Source organism: Pseudomonas sp. 24 E 13 (assembly GCF_900004715.1).
In the GTDB taxonomy this organism is placed as follows: Bacteria; Pseudomonadota; Gammaproteobacteria; order Pseudomonadales; family Pseudomonadaceae; genus Aquipseudomonas; species Aquipseudomonas orientalis_A.
In genome coordinates this window covers 22,097-45,226 of record NZ_CVTO01000127.1, presented here as the reverse complement: position 1 = coordinate 45,226, position 23,130 = coordinate 22,097, and the positions used below count along the sequence as shown (strand labels likewise).

The 23,130-nt window shown below is 59.4% G+C and carries 19 protein-coding genes; 11 read left to right on the top strand and 8 right to left on the bottom strand.

The annotated features are described in order from the left end of the window. Positions 1–398: 398 nt before the first annotated feature. A complete protein-coding gene (locus BFP90_RS16380; protein ID WP_065891695.1) occupies positions 399–1,298 on the bottom strand; it encodes a LysR family transcriptional regulator in 900 nt (299 codons plus the stop codon). 168 nt (positions 1,299–1,466) lie between these two features. Between BFP90_RS16380 and BFP90_RS16375 the strand changes: the two genes are divergently transcribed. The 4 genes from BFP90_RS16375 (at position 1,467) to BFP90_RS16360 (ending at position 5,453) form a co-directional block, all read left to right on the top strand. After that, positions 1,467–2,477: a zinc-dependent alcohol dehydrogenase family protein gene (locus BFP90_RS16375; RefSeq protein WP_065897405.1), complete on the top strand. Its 1,011-nt coding sequence runs from the start codon at positions 1,467–1,469 to the stop codon at positions 2,475–2,477. Between the two features lie 139 nt (positions 2,478–2,616). Next, on the top strand, positions 2,617–4,356 hold the full coding sequence (locus BFP90_RS16370; RefSeq protein ID WP_065897404.1) for a hydrogenase maturation protein: 1,740 nt from the start codon (positions 2,617–2,619) through the stop codon (positions 4,354–4,356). A 51-nt stretch (positions 4,357–4,407) separates the two neighbouring features. Continuing rightward, positions 4,408–5,058 (top strand): dTMP kinase, encoded by a 651-nt coding sequence (locus tag BFP90_RS16365; RefSeq protein WP_065891692.1) that lies wholly within the window; start codon positions 4,408–4,410, stop codon positions 5,056–5,058. A 95-nt stretch (positions 5,059–5,153) separates the two neighbouring features. Continuing rightward, a complete protein-coding gene (locus tag BFP90_RS16360; protein ID WP_065897403.1) occupies positions 5,154–5,453 on the top strand; it encodes a hypothetical protein in 300 nt (99 codons plus the stop codon). Positions 5,454–5,517: 64 nt separating this feature from the next. On the opposite strand, the gene BFP90_RS16355 is transcribed toward BFP90_RS16360, so the two are convergent. Next, on the bottom strand, positions 5,518–6,099 hold the full coding sequence (locus BFP90_RS16355; RefSeq protein ID WP_065897402.1) for a CGNR zinc finger domain-containing protein: 582 nt from the start codon (positions 6,097–6,099) through the stop codon (positions 5,518–5,520). Between the two features lie 98 nt (positions 6,100–6,197). On the opposite strand from BFP90_RS16355, the gene BFP90_RS16350 reads away from it, so the two are divergent. The 4 genes from BFP90_RS16350 (at position 6,198) to BFP90_RS16335 (ending at position 9,733) form a co-directional block, all read left to right on the top strand. Continuing rightward, positions 6,198–7,136 (top strand): alpha/beta fold hydrolase, encoded by a 939-nt coding sequence (locus BFP90_RS16350; RefSeq protein ID WP_065891690.1) that lies wholly within the window; start codon positions 6,198–6,200, stop codon positions 7,134–7,136. Between the two features lie 342 nt (positions 7,137–7,478). Beyond that, on the top strand, positions 7,479–8,501 hold the full coding sequence (locus BFP90_RS16345; protein WP_240998952.1) for a membrane dipeptidase: 1,023 nt from the start codon (positions 7,479–7,481) through the stop codon (positions 8,499–8,501). A gap of 93 nt (positions 8,502–8,594) precedes the next feature. After that, positions 8,595–9,212 carry a TetR/AcrR family transcriptional regulator gene (locus tag BFP90_RS16340; RefSeq protein WP_083203259.1) on the top strand — a complete coding sequence of 206 codons (618 nt, stop codon included), beginning with the start codon at positions 8,595–8,597 and terminating at the stop codon, positions 9,210–9,212. 14 nt (positions 9,213–9,226) lie between these two features. Then, positions 9,227–9,733 carry a GNAT family N-acetyltransferase gene (locus BFP90_RS16335; protein WP_240996978.1) on the top strand — a complete coding sequence of 169 codons (507 nt, stop codon included), beginning with the start codon at positions 9,227–9,229 and terminating at the stop codon, positions 9,731–9,733. A 46-nt stretch (positions 9,734–9,779) separates the two neighbouring features. On the opposite strand, the gene BFP90_RS16330 is transcribed toward BFP90_RS16335, so the two are convergent. Further along, positions 9,780–10,841, bottom strand: coding sequence for an SDR family oxidoreductase (locus BFP90_RS16330; RefSeq protein WP_065891689.1), 1,062 nt, complete (start codon positions 10,839–10,841; stop codon positions 9,780–9,782). A gap of 96 nt (positions 10,842–10,937) precedes the next feature. After that, a complete protein-coding gene (locus BFP90_RS16325; protein WP_218061247.1) occupies positions 10,938–11,852 on the bottom strand; it encodes an AraC family transcriptional regulator in 915 nt (304 codons plus the stop codon). Between the two features lie 252 nt (positions 11,853–12,104). Between BFP90_RS16325 and BFP90_RS16320 the strand changes: the two genes are divergently transcribed. Further along, positions 12,105–12,488: a RidA family protein gene (locus BFP90_RS16320; RefSeq protein WP_065897400.1), complete on the top strand. Its 384-nt coding sequence runs from the start codon at positions 12,105–12,107 to the stop codon at positions 12,486–12,488. Positions 12,489–12,619: 131 nt separating this feature from the next. Here the strand turns inward: BFP90_RS16320 and BFP90_RS16315 are convergent, their stop codons facing one another. From BFP90_RS16315 to BFP90_RS16300, 4 genes are read right to left on the bottom strand one after another with little or no spacing between them, the layout of a single operon-like run. Further along, on the bottom strand, positions 12,620–12,952 hold the full coding sequence (locus BFP90_RS16315) for an isochorismate lyase (protein WP_065891688.1): 333 nt from the start codon (positions 12,950–12,952) through the stop codon (positions 12,620–12,622). Positions 12,953–12,980: 28 nt separating this feature from the next. Then, positions 12,981–14,204: a histidine decarboxylase gene (locus BFP90_RS16310; RefSeq protein ID WP_065897398.1), complete on the bottom strand. Its 1,224-nt coding sequence runs from the start codon at positions 14,202–14,204 to the stop codon at positions 12,981–12,983. A 39-nt stretch (positions 14,205–14,243) separates the two neighbouring features. Then, positions 14,244–16,079, bottom strand: a complete 1,836-nt coding sequence (locus BFP90_RS16305; protein ID WP_065897393.1) for a (2,3-dihydroxybenzoyl)adenylate synthase — start codon at positions 16,077–16,079, stop codon at positions 14,244–14,246. Positions 16,080–16,106: 27 nt separating this feature from the next. After that, positions 16,107–17,282 (bottom strand): isochorismate synthase, encoded by a 1,176-nt coding sequence (locus BFP90_RS16300; RefSeq protein ID WP_065897391.1) that lies wholly within the window; start codon positions 17,280–17,282, stop codon positions 16,107–16,109. A 113-nt stretch (positions 17,283–17,395) separates the two neighbouring features. Between BFP90_RS16300 and BFP90_RS16295 the strand changes: the two genes are divergently transcribed. Beyond that, complete coding sequence (locus tag BFP90_RS16295) at positions 17,396–21,736, top strand: amino acid adenylation domain-containing protein (protein WP_065897389.1); 4,341 nt, start codon at positions 17,396–17,398, stop codon at positions 21,734–21,736. Between the two features lie 31 nt (positions 21,737–21,767). Then, a complete protein-coding gene (gene basC, locus BFP90_RS16290) occupies positions 21,768–23,087 on the top strand; it encodes a putative histamine N-monooxygenase (RefSeq protein WP_065897387.1) in 1,320 nt (439 codons plus the stop codon). Positions 23,088–23,130 lie beyond the last annotated feature (43 nt).

Here is a 23,130-nt window from a genome sequence, read left to right as displayed (position 1 = left end):
GTTTAACGGGGCGCCTGAGATCAAAAGCAGATCAAGATCAAGAGCGGCTCGCTTCGCATCGTGGTTACCGTTGGCTGCTACGGTCTGGAAAGTTGTGTAGTTGCCTATGCTCCGATAGCAGTCAGTCAGGCACCGATGTGCAAGCTGACATACTGCAATCGGGGGCAAGCCCCCTCCCACATTTGGACCGAGACGTTATCAAGGGGATATAGGGGCGCTGGCCGGGAAGGTTTCTTCGATAGCCTCATCAAGCTGGCTATCGCTGACCGCGCGGTCCTGCACCTTCACACTCGACTCGCAATGGCATTCGGCATTCGGGCACGGCTGTCCGGGCGCCGATCGCACGATCAACATCGGTCCGATAGACTGAGTTCGGCAATGCGGGAGCAGTGGCCTGGCTAACTGAGCCCCTGCTCGGCAAAAACAGCGACGAGCCATTCCATGAAAGCGCGCACTTTGGGCGAGCGGTATTTGCGGTCAGTGAGAAGCAGCGAGACAGGTTTGGGAACGGTATGCAGATCCGGCAGAATTTCAATCAGTTCGCCCGACGCGATATGCGGCTGCAGCGAGGGACGCAAGCCCTGCACGATACCCAACCCCGCCAGGCCGCAGCAGAGGAAGGCTTGCGAGTCATCGACCACGATGCCGCTTTTCAACGTCACCAACAGGCTTTCACCGCCGATTTGAAACCTCCAGGGCATGATTTGCTGGCGATGATCAATCAGGAAGTTGACCGCAAGGTGATCGGACAACGCTTCAAAAGTGGTGGGGGTACCGTACTGTTCGAGGTAGGAGGGCGCGGCGCAGGTGACCATGGGCACGGTGCCGATTCGTTTGGCAATCAGGCTCGACGAGTCAAGTTCCCCTAGCCGAACGGCGCAGTCTACGCCCTGCGCGATCAAATCAACCTGGTGATCCGAAGACCCGAGAATCAACTCGATTTCGGGGTAGAGAGCCCGGAACTTTGGAAGGGAAGGGATGATAAATGCCTTGGCGAGGGTCACCGGAACATCCACCCTGAGCTTTCCCCGGGCAGGTCGATCCGGTGAGAACCACGCCACAGTATCAGACAGATCGGCCAGCAGTTGCTTGCATCGATCGTAGAACTCCTCCCCCTCAGGCGTCACGTGGATCTTGCGCGTCGTGCGATGCAAAAGCTGGACGTTGAGTTCCTGTTCAAGATTCTGAATCGCTTTGGAAAGCGCGGGCCGGTGAAGCCTCAGCGACTCGGCGGCGCGGGTATAGCTGCCTTGCTCAACCACGGCCACGTAAATTTCCATCGCCTCGATCATGTTCATTGTCAGGCCTTTGATTAAACCGTTACGTGAGTGAACTCGATTGTAATTGGATTGATAACAATCTTGTGCTTCAAGGGCTGTTTATCCAGCGTCACGGGAGAGAAACAATGCCTCCAGCCTGGGCACACCGAATTTGTCGGGACGCCCCACATTGCTTGGAGTAAAAATATGAAAGCTTGGCTGCTGCAGGATTTTGGTCTTGAAAATCTGAAACAGGGCGAGACCCAAACGCCCACCCCCAAGGCCGGTGAGCTGCTGGTCAAAGTCGGTGCTGTCGCCCTCAATTTTCGCGACAAGGCAATTGTGGATGGGATCTATGAGCCGCACATGGTTCCCAAGCCGCTGATCCCTGTCAGCGACGCAGCGGGCACTGTCGTGGCAGTGGGCGAGTGCGTCAGCCGATTCGCAGTAGGCGACCGTGTCAACTCGCACCTGTACTCGCGCTGGATAGACGGCATGCCTGCCCACGACGAACCAGACTACTGCTTCGGCTCACCACTGCCGGGTGGCCTGGCTGAATTCATGATCATCCATCAAGACAGTGCAGTGCGTGCCCCCGATGACATGAGTGACGAAGAAGCCTCGACCCTTCCCATCGCGGCCTTGACCGCATGGTACTCGCTGGTGGACTTCGGCCAGATTGAAGCTGGCCAGAGCGTGCTGGTGCAAGGCACAGGAGGCGTGTCCATCTTCGCCGCACAAATCGCCATGGCCCTGGGTGCCAAGGTCATCGTCACCTCCAGCCGTGATGAAAACCTTGATGCAGTCATCAAGCTGGGCGCGGTCGCCGGCGTCAACTATCGCAAAACACCTGACTGGGCCGCTGAAGTATTGAAACTCACCGACGGCAAGGGCGTAGACCTGCTTCTGGAAGTGGCGGGCGGCGAGGGTATCAACGACTCCGTCCAGGCAACCAAAGTGGGCGGCCGCATTGCCCAGATTGGCTTCCTGACCGGACAAACGGCTAACCTGAACTTAATGCCACTGATCTTCCGCCAAACCACCATTCGTGGCATTGCAGTTGCTCCTCGCGCGTCATTTGATCGGATGAATGCGTTTCTCGACACCCATCACATCCGGCCGGTGATCGACCATGTCTACCCGTTTGAACAGGCGCGTGAGGCCTACGAGCACTTGGCACGCGGCCCATTCGGCAAGGTTGTTATCAAGGTCAGCTAAAATATAGTGACCAGCGAGGCTCGTCATTGATCCTGATCAGGTGTCCTTGCCGGCCCGCTCTGTAACATCAGGCCTCCATTCAAGACCAGGGACGGTTCAACACGCGTCCCTGGTCGCGCATCTCAAGGACGAGTCAGCCATGCGATCAGTGAAGATCCTTTTATTATCATCGGCATTCAACGGTTTGACCCAGCGGGCCTGGCTGGATTTGCGCCAGGCGGGTCATGACCCCAGTGTTGTCGTGTTCACGGATGAAGCCACGGTGTGTCGGCAGGTCGAAGACTCAGGCGCGGACCTGGTGATCTGTCCGTTTTTGAAGGACCGTGTGCCCCGGCAACTGTGGCGCAATCCGCAGCGCCCGGTGGTGATCATCCATCCGGGCATTGTCGGCGACCGTGGCGCCAGTGCGCTGGACTGGGCCATCACCCGGCAGGTCGGCCGCTGGGGCGTCACGGCGCTACAGGCGGTCGAGGAAATGGATGCCGGGCCGGTCTGGTCGACCTGTGAGTTCGACATGCCCGCCGATGTGCGCAAATCCGAGTTGTACAACAGTGCGGTGAGTGACGCCGCGATGGTGTGCATCCGCGACGTAGTGGAAAAGTTCGCCAAGGGTTTCGTGCCTGTGCCGCTCGACTACACGCGAGCCGACGTTGTCGGGCGTTTGCAGTCGAACATGACCCAGGCTGACCGCACCTTCAGTTGGTTCGATTGCGCAACCTTCATCAAGCGCAGCATCGACGCCGCCGATGGCCAGCCCGGTGTGTTGGCCAGCCTCCAGGGCGAGCAATATTACCTGTACGACGCGCACCTGGATTCACGCCAGGGGACGCCGGGGGAAATCCTTGCGGTACAGGACGACGCCGTGCTGGTGGCTGCCGGGGATCACAGCGTCTGGATCGGCTCGCTCAAACGCAAGGCCCAGCCAGGGGAAGAGACTTTCAAGCGGCCGGCGCGGCATGTTCTGGCCGACGGCCTGCTCGGTATTCCGGTGCTCGATAGCACCATCGCCCACCAGGCGTTCAATCCGCAGGTCTATCAACCGATTCGCTACCGGGAGTTTGGTCACGTCGGCGAACTGACGTTTGAGTTCTACAACGGTGCGATGAGCACTGAACAATGCCGGCGGCTGGTGGCTGCGTTGGAGTGGGCCAAGGGGCGAGACACCCAGGTGTTGTTGATCAAGGGCGGTCGCGGCAGTTTTTCCAATGGGGTTCACCTTAACGTCATTCAGGCTGCCGAGGTGCCGGGGCTGGAAGCCTGGGCCAACATTCAAGCCATCGACGATGTCTGCCAGGCGCTTCTGACCGCCAGGCAACTGGTGATCAGCGGCCTGACCGGCAGTGCGGGCGCAGGCGGCGTCATGCTTGCGCTGGCTGCCGATATCGTATTGGCACGCGAAGGCGTGGTGCTGAACCCCCATTACAAAAGCATGGGACTGTACGGTTCCGAATACTGGACCTACAGCCTGCCACGGGCCGTCGGCAGTGAAGTCGCGCACAGGCTCACCGAAGAGTGCCTGCCCATCAGTGCCTTCCAGGCCCGGCACTATGGAATGATCCAGGACATCGGCCCCCGTTGCCCACACGCCTTCGACCTGTGGCTCGCGCAACAAGCCGGCAGCGCGCTGACCGATGAGCGATACCTGCTCGCACGCACCCGTAAAGCCACGATGGAGATCGAACAGGTTGAGCGCTGTCGCGAACGGGAGCTGGCGCAGATGCAGTTGGACATGGTGCAAGACCGCCAACAGTTTGCGCAAAAGTGCCGCAATTTCGTACTCAAGCGCAAAACCTGCCAGACCCCGCAGCGTCTGATCGCGGCATGGGCGTTGAGGTTCGAGACCGAGTTGCCCGAAAGCCCGAAAGGGCTGGCGGGATAAACCAGTCGCGATGCTATGCTTGGCGTTTGGCAACAGGATAACAAGGGAGCTATGAGTCGCCCGCTGTTCATTTCGCTGGACGGGCCCAAGGGCACCGGCAAGACCACGCTGCTGGAGGCGGTGACGGCAGCGCTGAGGGCCAATCATAAAAAGGTCGTCAGGCTGTGCGAAAAAAACAGCGATCCCCACCGGGGTGAAACCATGGGGCTGGTCAACCAACTCGTGCGACATCCCGACCCGGCGCTGGAGTGGGCGGTGTGTGAGCGGTTCGCCGACAGCCGTGGCTGGATTTCCAGGCACGTACTGCCTGAACAGCCCTCTGACAGCATCATCCTCATCGACCGCTGGTATCCGTCCGACGCGGCCTTTCGCCGGCTGATTCCGTTTGCGCAGATTTTACAGCTCAACCTCGACCGTCAGGTGCAGGTGCCGGACCTGCATGTCGGGGTTGTCACCGACGCGCACATCTCATGGGCGAGGGCGGCGGCACGACGGCGCGGGCTGAACAGTACGGTGCTGCACACGCTGGAAGAGCATGCCGCCTGCACCCATGCGTTTGAGCGGGCGGTTGCCGATCACGGTTGGGTTTTATGCCGCAATGAGGGATCGATCGAGGAGGCGACGAGGCAGGTGGTTTGCGCGATAGAAAATCTGCCGAGTGGGCGCCAGCCCGGGGGCCGTCAGGGGGCCGCTGGAGCCTAGCTCAATCATGCAGATCTGGATCCGACATGTCATTTGGAACGACCCACTCTGCCTGTAAGTCTACCTGTATCTACTCATGGCTAAGGTACAGCGCAATGGATAAGACAATCACCGCCGATAAACTGGCCACTACCGACCTTGGACCCATCAACGAAATATGGCTCGGCGGGACGCATACCCAGCTGTGCCTGTGGCGTGGCGAACAAGCCTTCACCCACGAAATGATGAGCGAGGGCACCCACGATCAGAATATCCGACGCCTGTGCTTGCAGTTGGTCAACCCTGACGATCAAGCCGCCGTCGCCAGCATTGAGGCCATTGTGCGCGAACGCCTGAAAGAAATCGGCAAGGAGGGCGAGTTTTATCCGGCTGAGGAAGCGGACACTCATCAATAAGAAAAGGGGCGCGACCATTCATGGCGCGCGCACCGCCTTCGCCGGACACGGGCGGCAAGAACGATCAAGGTTTATTCCTGGAACGAAACGCCGCCACTTTCATCCGGTTGCCGCAGGTCGCCATGCTGCACCAGCGGCGGCGGTGTGATTTGCTCAGGTCATGGAACAGCAGCACGCAGTCGTGAGCCTCGCACTGCCGGACGTATTCAAACTTATCGTGAGTGACCAGGCCCACCAGCGCCTCGGCCACCGGCCCAAGCAAGCTGGCCGGACTGCTGTCCCGAGGATAAGTGGCCGCTCGAAATGCCTTCTTCTCCTGTGCCCATTCCAGCCGGCTCACCGGCTGCCCCGCTTCAAGCACCTGGTTGATCACCGCAGGATCGACGGGAACGCCTGTCATTGCGGCATTCACCACCGCCCTTGAACTCGCGCGAAGCGTGCGCGCGAGCGCCAGCAGCCCACTCGGAGCCTGCAGTTCAACGTGCTCGGACAACAGCCCCGCTTGCGTCAGCCAACTCATGACGCTGTGATCATCGACGAAGCAGTCATGGCGCTGATCACCCACCCCGTACTCGGAGTTAATGAAATCGAGGGCAAGGTTGTCAGCCAGAAAAAGTGCGCCTGAGGCAGTGCTGTTCGGATTCATGGGGGCAGCCTGTAACCAATAAATTATGTTTGACAGGTTACCAAATCCGGGAATAACCTTCAAACACCAACTTTAACGGTTACACAGGAAGCCACATCATGACTCCATCCAACGCCTCCCTGGCCGCTGCCGGGCTCGCTGCCTCCTTGCTGATGAGCGGCGCTGTCCATGCCGACAACACAGTGCATTACCGCTATGAGCAGGTCGGTGCCGTCAAGGTGTTCTACCGCGAGGCCGGCGACCCCAGCGCGCCGACCGTGTTGCTGCTGCACGGCTTCGCCGGTTCATCCTTCATGTTCCGCGAACTCATGCCCGAGCTTGCCGACCGCTATCACGTCATCGCGCCAGACCTGCCGGCCTTCGGCTTCACCCAAGGCCCTCCACGCGGCGAATACGCCTACACCTTCAGCCAACTGGCCAAGACCATTGGCCAGTTCACCGAACAGCTCAAACTCGATAAATACGCGCTGATGGTCCACGACTACGGCGCCCCCGTGGGCTGGCGCATGGCCAGCGCCCATCCGGAGCGGGTGACCGCGATCATTTCCCAAAACGGCAACGCGTACGAAGAAGGCCTGGGCAAAGGATGGGCGCCTATCCAACGCTACTGGCAGGCCCCGACCCAGCAAAACCGTGACGCCCTGCGCGACTTCCCAACCCCCGCCTCGATCAAGTGGCAGTACCTGGAAGGCGTGTCCGACCAAAGCGCGGTTTCACCCGATGGCTACACCCTGGAAGGGCTGCAGGTATCCCGGCCGGGCAATGCCGACATCCAGCTCGACCTGTTGCTGGACTACGCCTCCAACGTAGCGATGTACCCGGCCTTCCAGGCGTACTTCCGCCAGTACCAGCCACCGCTGCTCGCGGTCTGGGGAAAGAACGACCCATTCTTCGTGCCGGCCGGCGCCGAGGCGTGGAAGCGCGATATTCCCAAGGCGGATATTCGTTTTTATGACACCGGGCACTTTGCGCTGGAAACCCATGCCAAGGAGATCATTCCAGTGATACGGGCGTTCCTGGACAAGAACCTGCGGTGACCAACGCAACCCCTTTGTAGGCGCGAACTGGCTCGCGAAGAACGTCAACGGTAACGCCGCGACGCAGGTCTCACGCGGCGCTCCGAGATTCTTCGCGGGCCAGTTCGCGCTTACGGGTGGAGGAGGGGACCGATGAATTGTCTGGTTCACCTTCAAGTCATCAGTTTTGTTGAGCGCCAGTGGCTGCTCTGGAACGTCTTAAATACCTGTAGACGGTAGCCCGTGATAGCGTTAACAGTTCGCAGATGTAATGGGTTGCATGTGCAGGATGCTCAGATTGCGAAGTGCGCCATGGCATCATTGGCGCACGAGTGGACAGCGAACCGATTGGACGGGGTTTAAATGATGAAGCTTGACCCATCAGGAGTCAGTAAGGTCCCGGCGATTCAATGGGAGGCCCATGCGTGCCTGCCATTGATTCCCGGACAGGATATGTCGCGCCTGAACAGGTACCGAGAAGCCGGCTTTCATCATGTCTCGATCAACGTGGGCATGGACATGACCCCGTTTGAAACCGTGATGCGAACGCTTGCGGGTTTCAGGAGCTGGCTCGCTCAACACCCTGAAGACTTTGTCCTGGTCGCCAGCGTTGACGATATCTACCATGCGCACACGTCTCGAAAGCTTGCGGTCTCCTTTGACCTCGAAGGTTCCAATATGCTGCGGCAGGACCCTGCGATGGTGGCACTGTTCGCAAGCCTGGGGGTTCGCCAGATGTTGCTTGCCTACAACCGCGACAACAGTTGTGCTGGCGGCTGCCATGGCGCAGGTAGCGGATTGACCACCCTGGGACGCAAGGTCGTTCAGAGTATTAATACAGCGGGAATTGTTATTGACTGTTCGCACGCCAGCAAACGCTCAAGTCTTGAAATTATGGAAATGTCACAGCGCCCCGCGATTTTCTCCCACACCAACGTCAAAGCGGTTTTTGATCACCCGCGAACAATCGATGATGAACAAATATTCGCCTGTGCGGCTCAAGGTGGCGTCATCGGACTTACAGGCCTAGGCATATTCCTGGGCGACCCATCGGCCTCCGTAGACGCTTACGTTCGACAAATCGACTATCTGGCAGAGCGCATCGGGACAAGCCATATCGGCATAGGTTTGGATACCGAGTTGTACCCCGAGCACAAAGATTTGCCGGAAGGTGAAGACGAGAACGACTGGTGGCCGATTGAGCACTATGGCCAGATGAACGGACATGTTCAGTTGCAGCCCGAGACCCTGGGTGAGGTCGCACAGAAATTGACGCGCTTGGGTTATTCAGATGCGGATATCCAAGCGATCTACGGCAATAATTTCATGCGTATTGCAGAGGCAACCTGGCCAAATTCTGTGCTCGAAAAAACGTTTACACGCTGATCAAGGCCTCAACCCCTACCTTGCATTCTTCCAGACGCTTGTAACGTCTCAACACCTGTGCTCCACTAACTTTACAGATAGTAGGTTGTAGGTATGCAAGTGAAAAACACAAAGATCGTCGCCGACAAGAGGACCTCAGGTCGTCTGCCGAAGCCCGAGCGGCGTCAGCAACTGCTCGAAACGGCGCGTGTGATCGTTCGGGAGGAAGGTGCGGATCGACTGACGCTGGGCCACCTGGCAGTGTGCGCAGGCGTTTCAAAGCCTGTGACCTACGAGCATTTCGAGACCAGAACCGGTCTTTTGATTGACCTCTATCGTTGGATAGACACCGAACGTATTACCGCGTTTCGCACGCTTATGGCTCAGGAAAATCGACCGGCGAAAGACACTGTATTGGCTTTGGCTAAAGCCTATCTGGCCTGCGGAACCGACCAGGGTGACGAATTTCATGCTGTCGGCGCGGCGCTTGCAGGAAGCGATGAGAAAGCTGGCGTGTACCAAGAGTTGGTTGACGCGGTGATCGAGATGTTCGTGGAAGTCCTACGGCCTCACTCAAGCGTTCGCCTGGAATCGCTGGCATTGGCCTGCGCGGCACTGGTTGCGGCGGGAGACGCGCTGACATGCGCCGTTACACGTGGAAATTGCTCCGTTGCCGAGGCAGAAGAGATGTTTTCGACTCTCATTGGAGCTGTAGCCCAGGACAAAAGGTAAGAAGAGGTGCCGCTATGGAAATGTCGAACGTCAGGCTTGCCCGGGTCACGCGCAAAGATAGGGACGAGCTTCTCCACGCGAATCGGGAAAGCCTTGAATATCATGGCCGCTGGGTACAGCCGTTCACGACCGCTTCAGGGTTCGAGGAGTGGTATTCGGCACACATTACGGGCGCAAGCGTTGGGCTGGTGGCCCGCGATAGAGAATCCGGGCACATTGTGGGAGTCACCCATCTAAGCCAGATCTTCTATAAAGGATTTCAAAACGCCTATCTCAGTTACTGGGGCATGGCTTCGTTTGCCGGGACTGGAAGAATGTCCCAGGCGGTGGGGTTGACAACGAGGTATGCCTTTGAGGAATTAGGGCTTCACCGTATCGAAGCCAATATTCAACCTGAAAATGTGCGATCAATAGCACTGGTCAAACGTCTCGGATTCACGAAAGAGGGGTTTTCTGCGAAATACCTTCAGATCGGCGGAGTCTGGTGTGATCACGAACGCTGGGCACTCCTGGCCGATTGATGCCTGCGGTGAGAGGCAACAAACGGCCTGGCGTCTCAGGAACGGCCTAAGGTATCAAGCGTGTCTCGCGTAGTTTGTCGAACACGTCGAAAAATGCCTGATCGCTCGCCTGGTAGGCGGTGAAGCCCATGGCACGGCTTTTCGACATGTCCGTGACCACTTCGATGGGTCGACCCAGGTCCGCATCGGTATGCCATGGGGATATCAGCCGACCGATATCGGATTCCTTCAGCCCGAATTGCGCGACCATTTGCGTCCATACGGCTTGGTCGTCAGCCATCTGCCCGGCAAGGGGGGAGGGTGAAGCGGGATAATCGGCGGCAGGCACGTCGAAGTATTCGGCAATTCGGCTCCACATCCATTTCCAACGAAAGACATCGCCATTCGTGACGTTAAATGCCTGATTGGCCGCAGCCGGCGTAGTGGCCGCCCACAATTGTTGTTTGGCCAACTGCCGGGCATCCGTCATGTCAGTGAGGCTGTCCCACTGCACTGTTGATCCGGGAAATACAAAAGGGCGATGGGTCTGTTTACAAATCGAGGCATAGACAGCGAGGGTGGTGGCCATGTTCATCGCGTTGCCTACAGCAACCCCGGTGACCGTATGCGGGCGATGAACGCTCCAGGTAAAGCCGTCCTTTTCAGCTGCGGCGAAGAGTTCGTCTTCCTGGGCGTAGTAGAAATTTTCGATGTCCAGACGACCCTGATCCTCGCGGAACGGTGTTTGCGGAAGGCTGCCGTTACCATAGGCTTCGAATGGGCCGAGGTAGTGTTTCAGCCCCGTGACCAGCGCTACGTGTTCAACGCTCCTGGCTGGACGAATGGCGGCCAGCACGTTGCGAACCATGGCCGCATTGACACGAATGTTCTCGGCTTCCGTGGCTTGCCGTGACCATGTCGTAATGAACACATGCGTGGGCTTCAAACCCGCGAGCGCGTGTTCCAGCGAAGCGGGATCCTGAAGGTCTGCCGCCACGGGGATCACGCCTGGCGCTTGCGATGGGTGCCTGGACAGCGCGGCGACCTGCCAGTTGTTGTCGATTAATAACTGAGTGATGGCGCTGCCGACGATGCCGCTGGCGCCGACGACCAAAGCTGTTTGGCTCATATGTTTCTCCTGGATTCAGGTTTGGGAGCCCGCCTGAGTGACAGAGGTTCAACCTGATCTGATCCGCAGGGGCATCAAAATCGCGGCTCCAAGCGGCTACTGCCTACCGGTCTTGATGTTGACGACATTCTTTCTGGGCGGCTCGCCAAACAGCCGCTTATATTCTCGACCAAATTGATTGGCACTTTCATAGCCGACCATTAAGGCCGCTTCTGTCACATCGCAATCTTCAACCAGCATCAGGCGTTGCGCCTCATCCAAACGCAGACGCTTCTGATATTGCAAAGGGCTGAGTGTCGTTATTTTTTTAAAATACTTGTATAAAGTGGAAGGCGCCATATTCAATGTCCCGGCCAATTTATCTACCTGCAACGTTTCTCGGTAATTTTCCCGCAGCCACATGATCGCCTGATCAATTTTATTGCTTTGAGAACCGACTGTATTCAAAAGTCGAAGTTGATGTCCGAAGGGTGTTGTGAGCAGTCGGTAGTGAATTTCTCGCGATATTAGCGCTCCTGATGCCTTGGCGTGCTCTGGCTTATCGAGTAATTCAAGCATTCTTAAAAAAGCATCAAGCAATTCCGGGCTGAGTTCTTGTACCGCTGCGCCAACTGCAATGTCGTGATTATATTCCGTCGGCGCTGGAATTTTAGCAGCTAATGCAGCTATCGAAGGCCTGTCCAGATCCAGGGAAACTGACAGGTAGGGCATCTCGGAAGTCGCTTCCAGGAGACAACTGGAGACGGGCATGTTCACGCCGGCGATAAAACATGTGTACTCCCCGAATGAAATATCATTGATACCCATACGAACCCACTTCCTCCCCTGTACTGCGATAATAAGTATTGGCTTATAGAAGTGGGGTTTTGCCGTGTCTGAATGGTCATAGCGGTGCAGCGTAAAACCCTCGATAGGGGTTGGGAAGCGGCCCTCCTCAGGGAGAAGCCCACGAATCATATCCCTGAGCGCCACTCGGCCATCTTCAGCCGCAAAACGATAGTTTTCCGCCAATTAGGGCCTCCTTTGCAGGCACAGTGGGGTAAGCCCCATATTTACACATTGTCATACGAAATTATGACACATGCAGAAAGCGCAGCGTGTTGGAAAATTCCACACGTAGAGAATCAGGCAGTAATCGTGCAGAAACGTGACTATTGTCTTTTGCCGGACTTTGAGAACATGGCAAACTTGAAAGTCACCTGACCACGTACTTTAATTCATAAACTCACAATCACCCATGCACTAAAATTCGGACTTACTCATATGCCAAGCGCTAATATCGAACGTAAAAATTACCCGGCACTTCCTCCCGCAGTGGGGCCCTATTCGCATTCAGTAAAAAATGGCCACACGCTCTATCTGTCAGGCTTTACTGCATTCGGCACTGAGGCTCAAGGGCAAAGTCTTGAAAAACAGGCCAATGCTATTTTGCAGCAGATTAAAACGGTTGCAGTCGAAGAGGGCACCGATATGTCTGCACTCTTGAAAGTGACTATCTTCATCACCGACTTCAGCCAGGCCGGCGAACTGCGCAAGGTGCTGGCGCAGCACTATGATGGGCATCTCCCTGCCAGCTCCCTGGTCGAGGTTTCCAAATTGTTTTCCCCGGAACTGAATATCGAAATTGAAGCTATTTTCGCGATATAACAGGCGGTAGAGGCGGCGTTGCATGTTGGAGCAGCGTGCAACCCGCCTCAAACTGGCCATGGAAATGTGTGATACGTGGGGGTCAAGTCCACCCTGGCGGATGGACCTGAATGCGCGGGCCTTTCGATGCTTTAGCCAGCGTTTTCCATACTTCGCTGCGGATAAAGCGCTCGCCAATGTGAGATTTGCTGTTGGATGTTCCAATAAATGATGTGCTCGTAGAGTTTTTCCACAAAATCCACATCGAATCCAGTGTCGACGGCCCACTCGCGGCGGTCCTGCAGCATCGCCGCCACCCGTTCCGGCGCGGGGATCGCTTGTTCGTTGGCCTTGAAGCGCACGGCGGCCTTCACGTAACCCAAGCGTTGTTGCAGTGACTCCAGGATCTGACGGTCGAAAAAGTCGATGCCCGCGCGGATGTCGGTGAGGCTTTCGCACGCCTCGGGGGTTTTCAGTGACGACATAGTGTTTGTCTCTAATAAAGGGTTCGTTTCAGATGACGTCGAAGCGTGGACACGCCAGCCGGGCAGCGGTGGGCGGCTGTTCATGGGCGCCTTGACGCGCACGGGCGGCGCCAGTGCCCCAGGCGTTGCTGTCACGCTCGGCGATGACCTCATCAATCAAGGCGTCGATCATGCAGTTGTCGTGATGATGGGGCGTGGTGATCAAGTGCGCGGTGCCACCGGAGATGGCCAGGCAATACTTTTTCGCGATGCTTTCCGACGGGCAGGGAAACACCACGGTGATGGAGTTCTCGTTGCGCCATGCATCGATGCCGGCTGCCTGGAAGCGATCCACGGCATATTGCGCCTGGTCCAGGCAGTGGCGGACACGCTGGCGCCAGTCGGCGAACGAGTGGCTGCGCAGTGCCGCCCACATCATCAGCGGCGTGTGGCCATTGCGTGAGCCGCTGATGGTTTTGTCATGGGCCAGGATGTAGTCGACTTCCACGCAGATGCGCGCCACGTTCTTGCGCTTGGCGACCACGATGCCGCACGGGATCGGCGAACCAATCATCTTGTGCCCGGACACGCAGATCGAATCGATGCCGTCGGCAAACGTGAAGGGTTGCGGGTGGTCGACGAAGGGCAGGATCATCCCGCTCAGCGCCGCGTCGGCATGCAGGTAGTAGTCACGCCGGGCAATGCCCGCCAGTTGCAGCCGTTGCTGGATGGTCGCAATGTTGTCCACCGCGCCACGCATCGTCGTGCCGATATTGGCGAAGATGATCGGGTGACGCTCCTGGTCGGCGGCGATCTTGAGCATCAGGTCGTCGTAGTCGATCTCGCCGTTGGGCAGGGATTCGACGGCACGGCATTTGATGCGCAGCAGCTTGACGATCTTGGCCACCGAGTAGTGGGTTTCCCTGGAGTAATACAGGGTGCCGTCAGGGAACAGTTCGCGGGCCAGGTAGCAGCCGAACATATTGCCTTCGGTGCCGCCATTGGTGACGTAGCCCCAGCTGTCTTCGAGCGCAATGTGGAACAGCTCGGAGAAGTACGTCATCACGTCCTTTTCAAAGTCGAACGAGTTCAGCACATAGTTGCTGTACTCGTTCCAGTCCCCGCAATTGTTGATCGAAAACTGCAGGAAACGGTGCAACTGGGAGTAATCGAAATCGGCGGATTCGGGGTAGCCGATGTTGAAGTACTGATGGGTCACGCAGTGCTGCCAGAAGTGCTCAAGCCTGCTTTGGTCGGCCGTGGATAACGTCATCTCTAACTCCTTTTAAATCGACTGGGCGAAGCGGCCCGTTCAGGCCGCTTTTTGCCGCGTGTCCACCAGCGACCACCAACTGGCGAGCGTGGGCGAGTCGGCCAGCTCTTCAAAGGTGACGGCGATTCCACGCGCCTTGAGTTCGGCGGCAAGTTTCATCACTTGCAGGGAGTCGAGGCCGTAGAAAATCAGGTTTTCCTCGGGGTCCAGTGCTTCGCCGTCTTCGATCAATTGCAATACGCGGGTTTTCAGCCAGGCGCGGGTGGTTTCCGCCGTCAGCAGTTGGCGCAGCTGTTTCTTGTCGATCTTGCCCACGGCGGTGAGCGGCATGGTGTCGATCAGCCGGATGCGGTCGGGCAGTTTGTATTCGGCGATGCCCAGTTCCATCAGGTGGCGACGCAGGGCGGGCGGCTTGAGGTTGGGATTGCACGAGACGACGAAGGCGCAGCTCTTTTCCCCCAGTGCGGCGTCGGGCATGGCGACCAGACCGGCGTGGGTGACGTCGGGGTGCAACACGATGAGGTTTTCGATCTCTTCGGAAGCGACTTTTTCGCCACCCCGGTTGATCTGGTCCTTGACCCGGCCGACGACGCGCAGGTCACCGCTGGGTGTCATTTGCACCAGGTCTCCGGAGTAGTAGTAACCCTCGTTGTCGAAGGCCTGGGCGTTCTGTTCGGGGCTCTTGTAGTAGCCGCAGAAGGTGTAGGGGCCGCGGGTAGCCAACAGGCCGGGCTCGCCGGGCGCTACGGGCACACCCTGTTCATCGACGATTTTGATTTCGTCCCCCGGGCTGATCGGGCGGCCTTGGGTGGTAAAGATTTGCTCGTCGGTGTCATCCAGGCGAGTGTAGTTGATCAGGCCCTCGGCCATGCCGAACACCTGCTGCAGTTTGCAGCCGAGCACCCCGGGCACCTGGCGGGCCAGCGAGTCGGCGAACACGGCGCCGCCGACCTGCAGGAATTCAAGCGATTGCAGTTGTTCGGTGTGCTGCGGCGCGGCCTGCAGCCACAACGCGACGGCACTGGGCACCAGGGCGACGGTGTTGACTTCGTGGCGCTGGATCATTGCGAAGCAGGTCTGCGGTTCTGGGCTCGGCGCCATGATGAGGGTACCGCCTGCGTACAGCACGCCCAGGGCGCCCGGCGAACTGAGCAGGAAGTTATGCGCTGCCGGCAGGGCGCACAGGAAGCGTGTTTGTGCGGTCAGGCCGCATACCTCGGCACTGGTGCGGGCGTTGTAGTGGTAGTCATTGTGGGTGCGTGGGATGAGCTTGGGTGTACCGGTGCTGCCGCCGGACAACTGGAAGAGGGCCACTTCATCCGGTGCGCTGGGGGAGAAATCCACGCGGCTGTCGCTCGGGCTTTCGATCCAGGCAACCAGGTTGTTGGGGGCGTGCTGTTCGCCGAGGAACAGCGTGACCTCAGGGCTTGCGCCGACTTCGTTGAGGTCGGCGAGGTAGCCGTCATCACGAAACACTTCATGCTCACGGGAGGCGATCAACAGCTTTGGCGTGATTTGCCTGGCGTAGCTTTTAAGCTCCAGTTTGCGATGGCTGTAGAGCGCGTTAAGCGGCACGATGCCGGCCTTGAGCAGCGCGAACAGCACGATGTAGAACTCGGCGATGTTGGGCAGTTGCACCAGCGCGGTGTCGCCGTGGCCAAGCCCGCTGGCGGCCAGGCGCGAGGCGAGGTTGGAAGACAGTTGATCCAGCTCGTCATAACTGAAGCGACGCTCGCCGCAAATGATCGCGCAAGCCTGGGGCTGTACTTGGCTGCGGGCCTGGAGCAGGTGGGTGAGGGGTTGATCGATCCAGTAGCCGTTTTCCCGATAGCGTTGTGCTCTTTCGAGGGGCCAGTGCGTGAATTCTAGGGTCATGAGGGTCACTGCTGAAAAATGGGGAAATTAGTGGGCCAGGCCGCATGCGCGCAGCATGGTGCCGAGCTTGGTCTGGACTTCTGTCCATTCGGAGTCGGGGCTTGAGGCTTCGACGATGCCGGCGCCAGCGAACAGGCGGACCTTGTTGCGCTTGATGGTGCCGCAGCGGATGGTCACGACCCATTCGCCGTTACCCTGGGCGTCGCACCAGCCGACCATGCCGGTGAACAGGCCTCGCTCAACGTGCTCGACGAAGCGGATCAGGTGCCGCGCGCGCTCGGTAGGGAAGCCACACACCGCAGGGGTTGGGTGCAGGCGGCACGCCAACTGCAAGGCGGAAATGCCGGGGTCGGCCAGGGTGCCTTCGATACGGGTGGAGAGGTGCCACAGCGCGGGCGTGCTGATCAGGCTAGGGCGCTGTGGCACGTCCAGCCGTGTGCACAATGGGCCGAGCTGGGAGGCGATGTCTTCGGTCACCAGGCGGTGTTCATAGTGGTCTTTTTCCGAGGCGGCCAGCCAGTCGGCGTTGCGCCGGTCGGCTTCGGGGTCAGCCATACGCTTGGCCGAGCCGGCGAGGGGATTGGACACGAATTCCAGACCGTCCTTGTGCACCAGCAATTCGGGGCTGACGCCGATCAGCGTGGCGCCGTCCGGCATGGGCACGCGGAAGTGGTAGCCGCTGGGATTCTGGGCACGCAGATTGTTCTGCATGGCGCTCACGTCTACATCCTGGGCAAACAGCAATTCACGCTGCACCGAGAGCACGGCCTTGCGCACGTCGCTGTGGCGGAAGTTGACGATGGCGTGTTCGACCGTGCGCTTGAAGCCTTGCTCGTCCGGTATGTTTTTTTGTTCAAGCAGTTCCGGCATCGAGGCCGCACCGGTGTGCACGGCACCGCTGCGGGCGCGCCACTCGGCGTGTTCGGGGATGTAGAGGCAGGACGCTTCAGCGGGATCGAAGGGGATGGCGCCGACGATCATCGGGTTGGCCTGGCCCGCTTTGCGCGCTTGTTCAAAGGCGTGCGAGACGGTTTTTTGAAACAGGCTGCTGGCGTTTTCACCGGCGATGGCCGGCGTTTCGATTCGTTGCAACATGCCGCTGACCGCCAGCTCACGATCGCCGGAGGTGAATGAAAAACTCCGCGTTTCGTCAAGCTGTTGCACCTCATCCATGTCGCTCGTCCTAAGGGTGCCCGTTCTCATGTGCAGAAAGCCTCCGTGGCTTGTGGTCAAAAAATTATACCTTGAAATATAATCATTATCGTTTCTAATAGGTGACGCTAATCATTTAGATTTGTCAATCACATGAGTGGACCATGAGAGAGTTAACTTCGATGCAGGCCGCCTGTTGGATCGGGCGTACTGCTCATGCCTTTTTAGGGAGAGTTTCGGCTCATCTTTATGCCGAGTTCGATGGCCAGTGCATTGACCTGGACCGGTTACGCCAAGCGCTAGAGCGGGCCAGCCTGCTGCATCCGATGCTGCGAATGCGCGTGGATGTGCAAGGGCTGCAATCCATCGCGTCCATGGACCAATCGCCGCGGTTGGAAGTCGAAGACCTGCGTGCCATGACCGAGTCGCAGGCCACCCGCCACCTGCTGGCCAAACGGGAGGCGTGGACACATCAGCAACTGGACCTGCGCCATGAGCCGGGCGCCCGGTTTGCAGTGAGCCTGATGGCCGACGATAGGTTTCGCCTGCATGTCGATACCGACATGATCGCCATCGATCCCTCCAGTTTCCGCACGCTGATGGAAGACCTGGCCCGGCTTTACGAGCAGCCCGATGACACGCTGGCGAACACGCCATCCTTCTTCGACTGGTACGACAAGGTGCGTGTCGACCCGGCGCTCAAGGCCGCCCGGGATCGCGACCGTGCCTGGTGGCGTGAACGCCTGGCGCACGTTGCTCCGGCCCCCACCTTGCCATTGCTTGAACACCCGCCGGAGCACGCGCAAAGCCACCGACTCCATACCTGGCTGGGCCCCGTCGAGCGTCAGGCATTGGAACACCTGGCACGGGAACGCAGGATCACCCTGTCGACCTTGATGATGGGGCTGTTTGCGGCGGTGCTCGGGGAGCAGACCGGCGACCGTAGCTTTCGTCTCAATGTACCGACGTTCTGGCGCCAACCGCTGGTGGATCATGTCGAGCGCGTGGTGGGTGAGTTTGCCAATGTGTTGATTCTGGATGTGGACATCGAGTCCGCCGCCACGCCGGCCGCGCTGTGTGCGCAACTGGCGAAAAAAATGGTCGGCCTGCTTGAGCATTGCGCCTATCCGGGGGTGAATGTGATGCGCGACCTGTCCCGCCATCACGGCTCGCCACAGCTGGCGCCGGTGGTCTTTACTGCCGCGCTGGACATGCCCGGTGGCGACTTGCTTTCGCCGCGCGTGCAGCGTGTATTCGGCCCGATGAATTGGGTCATATCCCAAGGGCCTCAGGTAGCGCTTGATGCACAGATCGCCTGCGCCGATGGCGGTATCCTGATCAATTGGGATATTCGTCTTGATGCGTTGCCACTGCCGTGGGTAACGACGTTCTTTGAGCGCTTTGTGGCGATCACGCAGGAAGTGGCGGCCGATTCGCGCGCGTTGGATCAAGCGCTCAATGTCGGTGTTTCGCGCACACTCGAAAAACCACTGTCAGCCCTGCAGCAGGCGTACTTATTGGGCCGTGGCACCCAGGTGCCTCTTGGCGGCGTGGCCATGCAGGAGTTTCGTGAATACCACGGGGCCATGGACCCGACGCTGCTGCGCAGTCGCCTGGCAGCGATGGTGCAGCGCCATGACAGCCTGCGCACACGGGTGGATGCGCTCAAGTTGGTCAGTTACGTCAGCGATGAAGCTCGCATCAATCTAGACGAAGTCGACCTTACATCGATGTCGGCGCAAGCCGCGTCGGCGTACATCGATGAACGCCGCGAGGCCTACGCCCACGCCATCTTCGAGCTGGACCGTGCGCCTTGGAATGTCACGCTCTTCCACCTGCGCGACGACCAGTTGACCGTGTTCGTGCGCCTGGATGCGTTGATCCTCGACGGCCGCTCCATTGCGGCGTTGTTGGTCGAGCTGTTCGACGGACTGACCGGCGATGAGCCCGCTGCCGAGGCTGCGCCTGCCCAGGTGGATCAGGCCCATCAACGCAAGGCCGACGCGGTTTACTGGAAGACCAAGCTCGCCGACGTGACGGGCGCACCAAGCTTGCCATGGCGCGTGCCGCTCGATCAAGTGCGGGCCTCGCGCTACGAGCGTCAGAGCCGACAGGTGCCCAAGGCGGTATTCAACGGTTTCTGCAAATTGGGCGCCCGGCAGCGGCTATTCAAGAACTCCGCCCTGATGGCGCTGGTGATGGAGGTGCTGTCCCACTGGCTCGATGAAGGCGGCTTGTGTGTGGCGGTGCCCGTTGCGCCGCAAACGGGCGGTGCATTTGCCAACCGTTCCAGCTTTATCGCGATCAACCGAAGCGAGGCGCCCGGCACCTTTACGGAGCGTGCGGCGAAGCTGCAAGTGGACGTGCTGGAAGGGCTGCAACACCTGGCCTATTCGGGCGTGGACCTTGCCCGGTTGCTGTTCGAATCCCACGGCCCTGGACCCGTGCTGCCGGTGGTGATTACCAATGGCTTTTCCTGGCCGGTGTCGGCGGCGGACAGTCCCATGCAGTTGCAAGGCGGCCTGACCCAGACGCCTCAAGTGGCCATGGACATTCGCTTCTGGGCAAACGCCGAGGGCGCGCTGGTGCTGGATATCGACTATGCACGGGAAGTCCTCGACCCAGCGGTGGTTCACGACATCCTGGATGCGCTGGAAAAGGCCATCAGCCAGATCAGCGCCAGCGGTGAGTTTGCCGTGGACGCCGGTGCGATCATCGACACGTCTCACTATTGCCTTAATAGCGCGGCAACCGAGGCCCGTGCCGAAGGGTTCCTGGCGCAAGTCGCCAGGCACCTGTTCGACCCCGCCAACCAACGGATCGCCCTGATCAGCGGCGAGCGGCAGATCAGCTACGCCGAACTGGGAGCGGATGTGTCGCGAGTCATTGCGGCGCTCAAGGCCCGTGGCATCGGTCCGGGCCAAGTGGTCGCCATCTGCCTGCCACGCAGCCCGGAGCACACCACGCTGACCTTGGCCTGTGCATTGACGGGCGTGATCTGGGTGCCTATCGACGCTGCGGCGCCGGACGAGCGTCGGCAGTATCTGTTGGAAAACTGCCGCCCCGATCTGGCGATCATCAGCTCAGGCGAGACGGTCGAGCAGGCCCACGCCACGCCGAACGAGTTGCTGGCCGGGCCGCAAGCCAGTGCGCCAATACTGGATGATCGCTCGCTGAGCGAAGCGCCGGCGTACTACCTCTACACCTCGGGCACCACCGGCAAACCCAAGTGCGTGGTGCTGTGCAACCGCGCCACGGCCAATGTCATCGGCAGCACCTTGTCACACTGGCGCGTGAGTGAGAGCGACGTGTTCATGTCGGTTACCCCGCTGCACCACGACATGTCGGTATTCGATGTGCTCGGCTGCCTGACGGCTGGCGCCACGCTGGTACTGCCTGGCGTCGGCGAGGAAAAGGATGCGCTGCGCTGGAATCAGTTGATCGCCAGGCACGGTGTGACGCTGTGGTGTTCCGTGCCGGCCATCCTGGAAATGCTGCTGGCGTGCCGTGGTGACTATGACTTGGCCAGCCTGCGCCTGATCGCCCAGGGCGGCGACTACATCAAGCCGGGCGTGATCGCCGAGTTGCGCGGGCTGCTGCCATCGTCGCGCCTGATTTCCCTGGGGGGGCCGACAGAAACCACGATCTGGAGCATCTGGCACGACATCACTGCCGATGACCAACTGCAAATTCCCTACGGGCGACCGTTACCGGGCAACCGCTATCTGGTGCTCGACGCCCAGGGCGCGCATTGCCCGGCAGGGGTTGTCGGCCGCATTCATACGGCAGGCGTCAACCTGGCCCTGGGCTACCTGGAAGACGGCGCGATGGCACACACCGAATTCATCAGCGTGATCGATGAGCACGGCCAGGCCGTACGTGCATTTCGTAGCGGTGACTGCGGGCGCTATCGCCGTGACGGCACGTTGATGTTCGACAGCCGCGTGAATGGCTACGTAAAGGTGCGCGGCGTGCGCGTGTCGCTGCCCGACATCGAGAACGAGCTGATCAAGCATCCTGCGGTCAGGCACGTGCTGGTGGTGGACTACGGCGAACAGCGCCAGGGCGAGGTCAACATCGGTGCGCTGTACGTGAGCGCAGAAGACGCCGCCCCCTTGACCGCCGCCGCGTTGCGCCAGTTCGCCCGCGAGCACTTGCCGCAATCCCACGTGCCCACGCGTTTCCTGGCGGTGGAGGCGCTGCCGTTATCGCAAAACGGCAAGCCTGATCGCCCGCGCGCGCGCAGCTTGTTGCTGGAGCCTGCCGAAGAGGTCGTTGAAACCCTGTGCAGCAAGGTCTTGGCGATCTACCTGAGTGTGTTGGGCAGGCCCCCGCAGGACGGCGCCAATGCCTCGGTCGACTTCATCAGTCTGGGCCTGCGGCCCCAGCATTTGAAAGCCATCGCTGCGCGGTTCCAGGAGGAGCTGGCGGTGACACTTTCCCCCGGACAATTACTGCGTTGCCGTAACGCACACGATGTCGAGCGATTGCTCGCCTGCGCATAACCACATAGCACTACCCAGGGAGACAGATTGGATGACGGATTTAACCACTGTAGATATCGCCGGTGTTGGCATCGGGCCCTTTAACCTCGGGTTGGCCGCTTTATTGTCCAAACATTGCGAGGTGACCAGTCTTTTCCTGGATCGCAAAGCCGAATTTCGCTGGCATGAAGGGTTGCTCTTGCCGGGCACCACGTTGCAGGTGCCGTTTCTGGCGGACCTGGTGACGATGGCCGACCCGACCCACGAGCTGAGCTACCTGAATTACCTGCACCAGCACGATCGCCTGTACCAGTTCTATTACTACGAGAACTTCCAGGTGCCGCGCCGCGAGTACGACCACTATTGCCGTTGGGCTTCGCAGCAGTTGCCGACGTGCCACTTCGGCGAGGATATCTGTGATGTGACTTACGACGCGGGAGCCGGCAAGTTCCTGATTGAAAGCCAGTCCGTGTCAGGCTTCAAACGCTGCTATTCCAGTCGAAACCTGGCGGTAGGCATCGGCACTACGCCGATATTGCCGCAATGGGCTCAGGTGAAAAGCGCGGCACCGATCCTGCATTCGGCAGAGTTTGGCAAGCGCCAGGCACAGTTGTCGGAATGTCGGCGTGTCACCGTGATTGGCTCCGGCCAGAGCGCCGCCGAGTGCGTGCTCGCGTTGTTCAACGAGCTGACCCCTGAGCGAATCGCCGCAGGCGCCTCGATCCGCTGGATCACCCGTTCAGCCGGTTTCCACCCCATGGAATACTCCAAGCTGGGGCAGGAGTGCTTTACGCCGTCCTACATGGAGTACTTCCACAGCCTCCCGCGCGAGCGCCGTCGCGAGGTCGTGGCCAAGCAGGGCCTGTTGTACAAAGGCATCAGTTTTTCCACGATCGCCGCTATCTACGACTTGATCTATGAGCGCTCCATCGGCGGCAGTGACCCTGGCCTGACGTTGCTGTCGAATTGTGAAGTCGAGACGGTCGAGGACGTCGCCGGTACGCTGCGTATTGCCTATCGGCACCGTGAGCTGGACCAGGCCGGCAGCCTGGAGGCCGACGCGATCGTGGCCGCGACGGGCTACGGGCATGCCTGGCCGCAGTGGTTCGAGCGGCTTAAGGGGACGGTACTGGAGACCGATGAGCACGGTGACTGTCTTGTGGAGGATGACTTCACTGCGCGTCGCTGTGATGACGGGGCAGGGCGTATCTTTGTGCAGAACGCCGAGATCTTCCAGCATGGCGTGGGCTCGCCGGACCTGGGCGTTGCCGCGATTCGTAACGCGAGCATTGCCAATCAACTGCTCGGCCGCCCGCACTACCGCCTGCCCAAACGCTCGTCGTTCCAGCGTTATGGCATGCATGAGGTGTAGTGCGTGAACGACAGGGCCTTGGTGTTACCAAGGCCCTGTTGAA